This window comes from Streptomyces botrytidirepellens, from assembly GCF_003721215.1.
GTDB classification, from domain to species: domain Bacteria; phylum Actinomycetota; class Actinomycetes; order Streptomycetales; family Streptomycetaceae; genus Streptomyces; species Streptomyces himastatinicus.
In genome coordinates, this window is sequence record NZ_RIBZ01000228.1 from 1 (window position 1) to 10,372 (window position 10,372).

The 10,372-nt window shown below is 71.9% G+C and carries 8 protein-coding genes and 1 pseudogene; 3 read left to right on the forward strand and 6 right to left on the reverse strand.

Going from position 1 to position 10,372, the window contains the following annotated elements; genetic code table 11:
- The 5 genes and pseudogenes from EEJ42_RS17215 to EEJ42_RS17235 form a co-directional block, all read right to left on the reverse strand.
- A pseudogene (locus EEJ42_RS17215) lies at positions 1–345 on the reverse strand (SAM-dependent methyltransferase); the annotation flags it as partial.
- Complete coding sequence (locus tag EEJ42_RS17220) at positions 342–1,604, reverse strand: class I SAM-dependent methyltransferase (RefSeq protein ID WP_123100802.1); 1,263 nt, start codon at positions 1,602–1,604, stop codon at positions 342–344. The gene EEJ42_RS17220 and the pseudogene EEJ42_RS17215, both read right to left, overlap by 4 nt.
- A complete protein-coding gene (locus EEJ42_RS17225; protein ID WP_123100807.1) occupies positions 1,601–2,299 on the reverse strand; it encodes a DUF1365 domain-containing protein in 699 nt (232 codons plus the stop codon). Before EEJ42_RS17225 ends, EEJ42_RS17220 begins: the two co-directional genes overlap by 4 nt.
- Before the next feature lie 285 nt (positions 2,300–2,584).
- The gene (locus EEJ42_RS17230) at positions 2,585–3,859 is read right to left on the reverse strand and encodes an NAD(P)/FAD-dependent oxidoreductase (protein WP_123100803.1); all 1,275 of its coding nucleotides are present in this window, start codon (positions 3,857–3,859) and stop codon (positions 2,585–2,587) included.
- Positions 3,860–3,953: 94 nt separating this feature from the next.
- Positions 3,954–4,262, reverse strand: a complete 309-nt coding sequence (locus tag EEJ42_RS17235; protein ID WP_123100808.1) for a 4a-hydroxytetrahydrobiopterin dehydratase — start codon at positions 4,260–4,262, stop codon at positions 3,954–3,956.
- A gap of 89 nt (positions 4,263–4,351) precedes the next feature.
- On the opposite strand from EEJ42_RS17235, the gene EEJ42_RS17240 reads away from it, so the two are divergent.
- On the forward strand, positions 4,352–5,155 hold the full coding sequence (locus tag EEJ42_RS17240; protein ID WP_123100804.1) for a helix-turn-helix domain-containing protein: 804 nt from the start codon (positions 4,352–4,354) through the stop codon (positions 5,153–5,155).
- 22 nt (positions 5,156–5,177) lie between these two features.
- Here EEJ42_RS17240 and proP read toward each other — a convergent pair whose 3' ends face one another.
- Entirely contained in the window at positions 5,178–6,599 is a 1,422-nt protein-coding gene (gene proP / locus EEJ42_RS17245; protein WP_123100805.1) for a glycine betaine/L-proline transporter ProP, read from the reverse strand.
- Positions 6,600–6,735: 136 nt separating this feature from the next.
- Here proP and EEJ42_RS17250 point away from each other — a divergent pair, with 136 nt between their 5' ends.
- Both EEJ42_RS17250 and EEJ42_RS17255 read left to right on the forward strand, forming a co-directional pair.
- Entirely contained in the window at positions 6,736–8,133 is a 1,398-nt protein-coding gene (locus EEJ42_RS17250) for an FAD-dependent oxidoreductase (RefSeq protein ID WP_123100806.1), read from the forward strand.
- Between the two features lie 5 nt (positions 8,134–8,138).
- Positions 8,139–10,328: an MMPL family transporter gene (locus EEJ42_RS17255; RefSeq protein WP_221179383.1), complete on the forward strand. Its 2,190-nt coding sequence runs from the start codon at positions 8,139–8,141 to the stop codon at positions 10,326–10,328.
- Positions 10,329–10,372 lie beyond the last annotated feature (44 nt).

The following is a 10,372-nucleotide window of genomic DNA, read 5'->3' on the forward strand; positions in this document are numbered from 1 at the left end:
GCCGATGGCGCCGATCCGGGCGACCCCGGCGGCGGCCCGGGCGCGGGCGGCGAGGGTGACCCGGGGCGGGGTGACGGAGCCCTCGCGGAGGGCGCCCCAGACGGCGCGCAGCCCGTCGGTGAGGTCGCCTTCGACGTCGAGGTCGCCGCTGATGTACGCCTCGGCGAGGCCGAGTTCGCCGGGCTGCCACAGCAGCCGCCGCACGGCGCGCGGCGAACGCAGGACGACGCGGGGCGCGTCCGGCGGGCCCGCCTCGCTGCCGTCCCAGGCGCACAGCCGCACCGGGAGCGGCCCGCCGAGCAGGCGTTCGGCGATCGGGGCGAGGGTGGTGGCCGCGTCGCTCATCGGTCTGCCTCCTGGAGCAGGATCTGCTGGACGTCGAGGTAGCGGGCGCGGAAGCCCGCTTCGGAGTAGGCGAGGTAGAAGGTCCACATGCGGCGGAAGGTGGCGTCGAAGCCGAGGTCGGCCACCTGCGCGTCGCGGGCGGTGAAGCGTTCCCGCCACAGCCGCAGGGTCTGGGCGTAGTGGTCGCCGTAGCCGTCGCGGCGGGCGATGTGCAGCCGCGTGTGGCGGGCGGCGCACTGTTCGAGGGCGGTGACGGAGGGCAGGAAGCCGCCGGGGAAGATGTACTTCTGGATCCAGGTGTAGGTGTGGCGGGTGGCGAGCATCCGGTCGTGCGGCATGGTGATGGCCTGGAGGGCTATCCGGCCGCCGGGGGCGAGCAGTCCTTCCAGGGTCTGGAAGTAGCGGGGCCAGTACGCCGCCCCGACGGCCTCGATCATCTCGACGCTGATGATGGCGTCGTACTGGCCCTCCAGCTCCCGGTAGTCGCGCAGCAGCAGGGTGATGCGGCCGGTGAGCCCGTCGCGCAGGGCGCGCCGCGCGGCGAGCCGCCGCTGCTCCTCGGAGAGGGTGGCGGTGACCACCTGGGCCCCGCGCAGGGCGGCGCGCAGGGCGAGTTCGCCCCAGCCGGTGCCGATTTCCAGCAGCCGGGTGCCGGGGCCGACCCGGGCGAGGTCGAGCAGCCGGTCGATCTTGCGGTGCTGGGCGGCGGCGAGGTCGTCCCAGGCGGCGGGGAGGCGGCTGAAGAGGGCGGCCGAGTAGCTGAGGGTGGGGTCGAGGAAGAGCCCGAACAGCTCGTTGGACAGGTCGTAGTGGTGGTGGACGTGTTTGGGGGCCGCCTCCAGGGTGTTGTACTGGCCGACGGGGTGGGCCGGGGCCCAGGCGCGGCGCAGCCGCTGCGCCCAGCGGGGGACGATGCGGTCGGCGTGTTCGGCGAACACGGTGAGCACGCCCACCAGGTCCTCGGCGTCCCATTCGTGGGCGAGGTACGACTCGCCGAAGCCGATCAGCCCGTCCCGGCCGATGCGCCGCACGAAGCCCTCGGGGTCGGCGATGTCCAGCAGCGGCCCGGTGGTGCCGCGGACGGGCCCGGTGCCGTACCGCACCCGCAGCGGCAGCCGGGCCAGGGCCCGGCGGACCAGCGTCCCGGCCAGGGTGTCGCGGGGGCGGGAGGGGCCGGGCCGGAGGGCCACGGCGGGCCAGCGCGCGGCGTCGACGGCCGGGCTGTGGGCGGCGCCGGTGGCGTGGTGCAGTTCGGTCACTCCAGGCCCTCCTGTACGGGGTGGCGGGGGCGCGGCTGGAGGGGCAGTCCGCGCAGGTACAGCCGGATGCCCTGGAGCCGGATGTGCCAGGTGACGGCGGCGGTGGCCCAGGGGTGGCGGACGGCGGCGAGCAGCAGGGCGCGGGGCGTGGCGGGGCGGGCCCTGCCCCGTACGGTCGCGGTGAACGGCCGCGTGCCGTCCCGCTCCAGGTGGACGGTCAGGGCGAGCCCTTCCGCGGGGCGCGGCAGCCGCATCCGGTAGCCGCCGTCGACGGGGAAGAACGGCGAGACGTAGAAGTCCTTGGCGGTGTCCGCCCGGCCCTCCTCGTCGGGGCGCAGCAGATAGCAGTGGCGTTCGCCGTAGGTGTTGTGCACCTCGGCGACGACGAGGACGACGGCCCCGGCGCGGTCGTGGCACCAGTAGAGGGTGAGCGGGTTGAAGACGTGGCCGAGGACGCGGGCGTGGCCGAGCATCAGCACCCGTCCGCCGGGCGGGGTGACGCCCTGGGCGGTGAGCCAGCGGTCGAGGGCGGCGCGGAGGGTGGGGCCGGTGCCCGCGAAGTGGTCGCGGGGGTGGAAGCGGGCGAGCGGGCGCAGCGGCCGGGGCAGGTGCGGCAGGTGGTCGAGGTCGACCAGCCACAGATAGGTGCGGTGGGTGAAGGCGTGGCGCAGCGGGCGGGTGCGGACGTGGGTGATGACGCTGTCGTAGAGGGCGGGGGTGCGGGTGACGGCGGTGCCGAGCCCGGCGGGGGCGGCGGGGTCGTTTCGGTCGGCGCGGGCGGCACGGGCTGTGTCGGCGGCACGGGCCGTGTTGGCGGCACGGGCTGTGTTGGCGGCACGGGCTACGCGAGCGGCACAAGCCTCGCGGACGGCGCGGGNCACGGGCTACGCGAGCGGCACAAGCCTCGCGGACGGCGCGGGCCGCGCGGACAGAACGCGCGGCGTGGGTGCGGGCCCGGTCGGCGGGGCGGCGGGGGTGGTTCACCAGCGCACCCCCAGGGCGGCGGCGGCCCGTACGCCGGAGGCGCAGCCGTCCTCGTGGAAGCCCCAGCCGTGGTAGGCCCCGGCGAAGGCGGTGACGCGGTCGTTGAGGGACAGCAGCCACTGCTGGGCGGCCACCGACTCGGGGGTGTAGACGGGGTGTTCGTACACCATGCGGGCCAGCACCCGGCCTTCGTCCACGCGGTCGCCGCCGCCCAGGGTGACGATGTGGTCGCGGGGGGCGTCGAGCCGCTGGAGGCGGTTCATGTCGTAGCTGATGAGCACCCGGCCGGAGGGCGTGGTGCAGGACGGCATCCGGTAGTTCCAGGCGGCCCGGGCGCGCCGGTTGCGGGGCAGCAGGGCGGGGTCGGTGTGGAGCACGGTGTCGTTGCGGGAGTAGCGGAAGGCGCCGAGGATGTCGCGTTCCTCGTCGGTGGGGCGCTCCAGCAGCCGCAGCGCCTGGTCGGCGTGGACGGCGATCACGACGGCGTCGTACGCGGCGTGTTCCCCGTCCTCGGTGACGAGGTCGACGCCGTCGGGGTGGCGGACGACGGTGCGCACGGGGGCGGAGGTGTGGAGCGCAGAGAGCTGTTTGGCGATGGCCTCGACGTAGGTGCGCGAGCCGCCGGTGACGGTTCTCCAGGGCGGGGCGCCGGAGACCGACAGCATGCCGTGGTGGTCGAGGAAGCGGAACAGGTAGTGGGCGGGGTAGCGCAGCGCGGTCTCGGCGTCGCAGGACCAGACGGCGGAGACCAGCGGGGTGACGAAGTGGGAGACGAAGTAGCGCGACCAGCCGCCGATGGTGAGGAACATGCGCAGGGTGACCGTGTCGTCCGGCACCCGGTCGAGGAACCGGCGGGCGGCCCGGTGGAAGGCCGGGACCTCGGTGAGCATGCGCAGATAGCGCACCCTGACGGCGTTGGAGGGCCGCGCGAGCAGCCCGGGCAGCCCGCGCGCCCCGGCGTACTGGAGTCCGCAGCCCTCGCACACCACGGACATGCTCATCTCGGACTCCTGGGTGGAGACGCCGAGTTCGCGGAAGAGCTTCAGCAGCTGCGGGTAGGTGCGCTCGTTGTGGACGATGAACCCGCTGTCGACCGGCCACACCCGGCCCCCGGGGGCCGTCACGTGGTGGGTGTGGGCGTGGCCCCCTAACCGGTCGTCCGCCTCGTACAGCGAGACGTCATGCGTGCGTTGCAGTACGTACGCCGCGGTCAGCCCCGCCACTCCGCTGCCGACGACGGCGATCCGCTGCCGCTGCCGCTGCCCGCCCATGCCCGCTCCTCCGTTCGACACCGCCCTCTCATGGGGGTATTCGGAGCCGATCGGGGAGCGGTTTGGTCACGATTCCCGCGCGGGGGCGGCGGGGTCAGCCATGCGCGCCATGGCCGGGGGCGGCGGCCTCGATGCGGCGGGCGAGCCCGAAGTCGAGTTCGGTGACCTTGCCGCCGACGCTGTGGGTGTTCACGGTGACGGTGACCTTGTTGTAGCCGAGGGTCAGATCGGAGTGGTGGCCCAGCTCGTCCTGGATCCGGGCGACCTCCGCGACCAGGCCCGCGGCCTGCGGATGCCCGTCGAACACGTACGTACGGGACAGCTGGTCGTCCGCGACCGACCAGCCGGGCAGTTGCTCCAGGCGCTCCTCGATCTCCTCGCGGGCCAGCGGTTCGACTGCCATGGCGGTTCCCTCCATCGTTGCGTCGCCGGGTGATGGCTCGGCCTTCCACCCTGCCACGGGCACCGCCGGGGTTCCGTTACCTTCGGGGCATGACAACTGTCGCGCCGCCCGGGGTGGGCGCGCTGCTGCGCGCATGGCGGGACCGGCGGCGGATCAGCCAGCTGGAGCTGGCGCTGCGCGCCGACTCCTCGGCCCGCCACATCAGCTTCATCGAGACCGGCCGGTCCCGGCCGAGCCAGGAGATGGTGCTGCGCCTCGCCGACCACCTCGACGTCCCCGTGCGGGAGCGCAACGCGCTGCTGATCGCCGCCGGATACGCCCCGCACTATCCGGAGCGGGCGGTGGACGACCCGTCGATGAGCGCGCTGCGCGAGGGGATGGAGCGGCTGCTGACCGGCTACGAGCCGTATCCGGCGCTGGTGCTGGACGGGACGTACGAGGTGCTGGCGGCCAACCGGGGCATCCGGGCGCTGCTGGAGGGCGTGGCGGACCACCTGCTCACCCCGCCGATGAACGCGATGCGGATCACCCTCCACCCGGAGGGGCTCGCCCCGCGCATCCGCAACCTGCGGGAGTGGCGCGGCCATCTGCTGGACCAGATGGACCGCCAGCTCGCGCTGATGCGCTCCGCGCCGCTGCGCGAGCTGTACGACGAGGTGGCCGGCTATCCGCTGCCCGAGTCGGGCGGGCGGGAGTCGGCCACCGGCGGCGGCCACGCGCCGTTCGCGCTGCCGATGATGATCGAGCACGGCGGGCTGGTGCTGTCGTTCATCTCGACGATCGCGACGTTCAACACCCCCATGGACGTGACCGTCTCCGAGCTGGCCATCGAGACGTTCCTCCCGGCCGACCCGGAGACCGCCGCCGCGCTCAAGGGCATCACGCTGCCGTAGGGGCCGTGCGCGAGCGCCGGGTTCAGTGGCGCTGGGTCTGCGGGGACTGGGACTCGACCAGGGCGATGGCCTCCTCCTTGGTCGCGACCGAGGGCGGCGAGCCCTCCAGCGGCTTGCGGGCCGTCTCCTTCATCACGGCCGAGGCGATGATGCCGACGATCGCCGCGATCATCGTGTAGTACGCGGGCATCAGGTCATCGCCGGTGCCGCTGACCAGGGCCTCGACGACGAGCGGGGTGGTGCCGCCGAAGAGGGAGACGGAGATGTTGAAGGCGATGGACAGGGAGCCGTAGCGCACATCGGTCGGGAAGAGCGCGGGCAGGGAGGCCGACATCACGGCGACGTAGGGCAGCAGACACATGCCCAGCAGCAGCAGACCCGCGAAGACGGGGACGACGCCGCCCTGCTTGATGAGCAGGAAGGAGGGCACGGCGAGGACGAAGAAGCCGATGGACCCGGCCAGCAGCGCGGGCTTGCGGCCGACGCGGTCGGAGAGCCGCCCGACGAAGGTGATGGCCGCCATGAGTACCAGCATCACGATGATGATCGAGACGAGGGCCTTGGTCTCGCTGTAGTGGAGCGTGGACGAGAGGTACGTCGGCATGTACGACAGCAGCATGTAGTCGGTGATGTTGTACGCGGCGACCAGCGCCATGCACAGCACCATCGCGCGCCACTGGGTCCGGAACACCTGCCAGAACGGCAGCGTCGTGCGCTCGTGCGCCGCGGACGCCTCCTCCTCCAGCTTCTGGAAGGCGGGGGTCTCGTCCAGCTTCAGCCGCAGGTACAGGCCGACGAGTCCGATGGGGGCGGCGGCCAGGAACGGGATGCGCCAGCCCCAGGACATCATCGTGTCGTCGGAGAGCGTCACGGTCAGGATGGTGACCAGTCCGGCCGCGGCGGTGTAGCCGATGAGGGTGCCGAATTCGAGGAAGCTGCCGAAGAAACCGCGCCGCTTGTCCGGGGCGTATTCGGCGATGAACGTGGACGCGCCGCCGTATTCACCGCCGGTGGAGAATCCCTGCAACATGCGGAACAGGATGAGGAGCGCGGGCGAGACGTAGCCGATGGAGTGATAGCCCGGTATGAGACCGATGGCGAGCGTGCTCGTCGCCATCATGATCATGGTGAAGGACAGCACCTTCTTCCGCCCGATGCGGTCACCGAGCGGCCCGAAAAACATACCTCCCAGCGGCCGTACGAGAAAGGCCACCGCGAACGTCGCGAAGGAGGACAGCACCTGGATCGTGGCGTTCCCACCGGGGAAGAAGACCTTGCCGATGGTGACCGCGAGATAGCTGTAGATCCCGAAGTCGAACCACTCCATGGCGTTCCCCAGCGCGGCTGCCTTGACCGCGCGGTGAACGTCCTTCTCCTCGGTGACCGTGATGTCAGTGCGCCGCAGAGGAGGGTTCTTGCGCCGCTTGATGGCGCGGTGGAGCATGGGGTGCCGGACTGCGGCGGGGGCATCGGAATCGGTCAGGGCAGGCACAGCTATTTTCTCTCTCTTCGTCAGACGGATTCGTGCGCCTACCCAGCGGTTCCTGGTTGATGCATCTAACCGGTCTGGAGGTCTCGTGATGGAGTCAGCCGCCCGTGTGTTCGCCCGGCTCAGTACGGACGAGCCGATCACCAATACCGAAGTCCTGATGGGCAAGGCCGTGGTGCTCGGCGGGAGCATGGCCGGAATGCTGGCGGCGCGGGTGCTGTCCGACCACGCCGAAAGCGTGGTCATCGTGGAGCGGGACGCCTTACCCGCCACCGCCGCCCCGCGCCCGGGCACCCCGCACGACGGACAGCTGCACACCCTGATGCACGGCGGCCGGATGCAGCTGCGGCGGCTGTTCCCCGGCTTCGAGGACGAGGCGGAGGCGGGCGGCGCGATCATCTCGTCCCCGTACACCATCCGGGCCTACGCCGACGGCGTCCCGAAGGTGAGCGACGGCACGATGGGGCTCATCTCCAGCAGCCGCCCGTTCCTGGAGTCGCTGGTCCGGCGGCGCACCCTGGCCCTGCCCAACGTGAAGGTCCTCACCTGCCGCGCCCGGGGCCTGGAGTTCCGCGCGGGACGGGTCACCGGGGTGCGCTGCGGCGGGGCGGGCGAGGACGAATGGGTCGAGGAAGCGGACTTCGTCGTCGACGCCATGGGCCGGGCCAGCAAGCTCGGCGACTGGCTGGAGAAGAACGGCTGGCAGCGGCCCGCGATGCGGCGGATGGCCATCGACATCGACTACGCCACCGGCTACTTCCGGCGCACCGACGCCGACCCGGAGCTGGCCGCGGCCATCGCCTACCGGACCCCGACCGCGACCCCGCCCCGGGTGGCGAGCGGCGCGATCACCGCCATCGAGGACGACCGCTGGCTGATCACCCTGGCCAACTACGGGAAGCAGCCGCCGATCCGGGACGTGGCGGAGTTCCGGAAGCTGTGCGGCGAGCTGCCGCCGGTCTACCGCGAGGCGGTCGCGGGCGATCAGCTCGGCGAGATCCTCCCCTACCACCAGGCCGACAGCCGCCGCCGGGACTTCCATCTCCTCACCCGGTTCCCCGCCCGGCTGATCAGCGTCGGTGACGCGGTCGCCTCGTTCAACCCGATCTACGGGCAGGGCATGTCCTCGGCCACCCTGCACGCCTCGGCCCTGTCGGAGTACCTGCGCTCCCGGCCGGACCTCGATGCCCCAGCCCGGAGCTTCTTCGCCCTCCAGCGCGTCGTGGTGGACGCCGCCTGGCAGATCTCCACCTCGGCCGATCTCGCCCGGCCGGACGTGACGGGCCCGTATCCGCGCGGCTACCGCCTCAGCAAATGGTTCGCCGAGCAGATCGCCGACGCCTCGGTGACGGACCGGTCCGTCGCCGTGCGGTTCAACTCGGTGACGTACATGCGCACCCACCCCCGTTCCCTGGCCGCACCGTCCACGCTGCTGCGCGCCCTGCGGGTCAACCGCTCGCAGGGGAAGCCGCAGCGCGAGAAGGGTTAGCCGAATTGTTCGTCTCACTGGCCCGGTTCACCTGCCGCCGCAGCAAACTGGTGCTGTATCTGTCCGGAGTGCTGCTCGTCATGGCGGGCGCGCTGGGCGGCGGAGTGATCAAGGAGCTGTCCGCCGGAGGGTTTGTCGACAACTCGACGGAATCGGCGAAGACCGCGCAGGTCATGGACGACAGATTCCGGGCGGGCGCCCCGGACCTCGTCCTGCTCGTCTCCGACGAACGGGGCGTGGACTCCCCCGCCGTGGCCGCCGCCGGGGCCCGGCTCACCGAACGCGTCGCCGATGAGCCCGGCGTCGAGCAGGCCGCGTCGTACTGGTCGCTGGGCAAGGCCGCGCCGCTGCGCGCCGAGGACGGCCGCCAGGCGCTGCTGATGGCCCGGATCTCCGGCGACGAGGACCAGGTCCAGAACACCTTCAAGCGGCTGGAGAGCCACTACCAGCACCGCGCCGAAGGGCTGGACATCCGGGTGGGCGGCAACGCCCTCGCCGACAAGGAGATGTCCGAGACCACCGAGAAGGACCTGGTCAAGATCGAGGCGGTGACCTTCCCGGTCCTGCTGGTGGTGATGCTGTTCGTGTTCCGCAGCGTGGTCGCCGCGCTGGTGCCGCTGATGGTCAGCGGGCTGACGATCCTGTCGGTGCTGCTGGTCATCCGCATCCTGACCCTGTTCACCGAGGTCTCCGCGCTCGCCAGCAACGTCACCACCGGCCTCGGGCTCGGCCTCGCCATCGACTACAGCCTGATCCTCATCAAGCGCTACCGGGAGGAGCGGGGCCGGGGCTCGGAGACCGACCAGGCCATCGCCACCACGCTGCGCACCGCGGGCCGCACCGTGCTGTTCTCCGCGGTGACGGTGACCCTGGCGCTCGGGGCGCTGCTGGTGTTCCCGTTCTACTTCCTGCGCTCGTTCGCGTACGCGGGGATCCCGACCGCCCTGCTCGCCGCGTTCGTCTCGCTCACCTTCCTGCCCGCGCTGCTGAAGGCGCTGGACCACCGCATCGAGAAGGGGCGCGTCCTGCGCCGCCGCACGCCGGAGGCCGAAGACGGGTCGGGGTCCGGGGAGGGCTTCTGGCACCGGCTGGCCACCGGGGTGATGCGGTTCCCGCTGCCCGTCGCGGGCGCCGTGACCGCGCTACTGCTGCTGCTCGGCGCGCCCTTCCTCGATCTGCGGCTGAGCCTGCCGGACGAGCGGGTGCTGCCCGCCGAGAGCCAGGCCCGGCAGGTCGGCAGCGACATCCGGGACGGCTTCCGGGCCCAGGAGACCCAGGCGCTCAACGTGGTCCTGGACCGTACGCCCGGGCCCGGCGACCGGAACGTGGCCCCGTACGCCGAGCGGCTGTCGAAGCTCGGCGATGTGTCCCGGGTGGACAGCGAGGCCGGGACGTTCGCCGACGGACGGCTGGTGCAGCGGCCGTCGGACCTCTCGAAGCGCTTCGGCTCCGGCCACAGCACCTATCTGTCCGTGGTGCCGAGCCACCAGTCGCTCTCGGAGGAGGGCCGCGCGCTGGTCCAGGACATCAGAGACCTCCCGGCGCCCTACCCCGTCCAGGTGGGCGGGCCCGCGGCGGAGCTGACCGACTCCATCGACTCGATGAACGCCCGGCTGCCGGTGGCGCTCGCGGTGATCGCCGCCAGCTCCTTCACCGTGCTGTTCCTCTTCACCGGCTCCCTGCTGCTGCCCCTCAAGGCGCTGATCCTCAACTGCCTGAGCCTGAGCGCCACCCTGGGCGTGCTGGTGTGGGGGTTCCAGGACGGCCATCTGGAGGGGGTCGTGGGCGACTTCGTGGTCACCGACTCGATCACCTGGACCGTGCCGGTGCTGCTGTTCTGCATCGCGTTCGGGCTGTCGATGGACTACGAGGTGTTCCTGCTGTCCCGGATCAAGGAGGAGTACGACAGAACCGGGGACAACGTGACGTCGGTCGCCCGCGGCCTGGAGCGCACCGGCTCGATGATCACGGCCGCGGCGGTGCTGATCGCCATCGTGTTCCTGGGCTTCCTGATCTCCGGCATCGTCTATCTCAAGGCCATCGGGATCGGGCTGGCTCTGGCGGTGCTGATGGACGCCACGCTCGTCCGGGGCACCCTGGTACCGGCCTTCATGCGGCTGGTCGGCAAGGGCAACTGGTGGGCACCGAAGCCGCTGCGGGCGCTGCACGCCAAGGTGGGGCTTCGGGAGAAGTAGCCCACCAACGCGAAAGCGCCGGGCGCGTCCGGGAAGGTCCCGGA

Bases quoted from the DNA above. Each gene is read 5' to 3' on its own strand.
- EEJ42_RS17230 (WP_123100803.1), bottom strand. From the start codon at position 3,859: ATGGGCGGGCAGCGGCAGCGGCAGCGGATCGCCGTCGTCGGCAGCGGA.
- EEJ42_RS17250 (WP_123100806.1), top strand. From the start codon at position 6,736: ATGGAGTCAGCCGCCCGTGTGTTCGCCCGGCTCAGTACGGACGAGCCG.
- proP (WP_123100805.1), bottom strand. From the start codon at position 6,599: ATGCTCCACCGCGCCATCAAGCGGCGCAAGAACCCTCCTCTGCGGCGC.
- EEJ42_RS17240 (WP_123100804.1), top strand. From the start codon at position 4,352: ATGACAACTGTCGCGCCGCCCGGGGTGGGCGCGCTGCTGCGCGCATGG.
- EEJ42_RS17235 (WP_123100808.1), bottom strand. From the start codon at position 4,262: ATGGCAGTCGAACCGCTGGCCCGCGAGGAGATCGAGGAGCGCCTGGAG.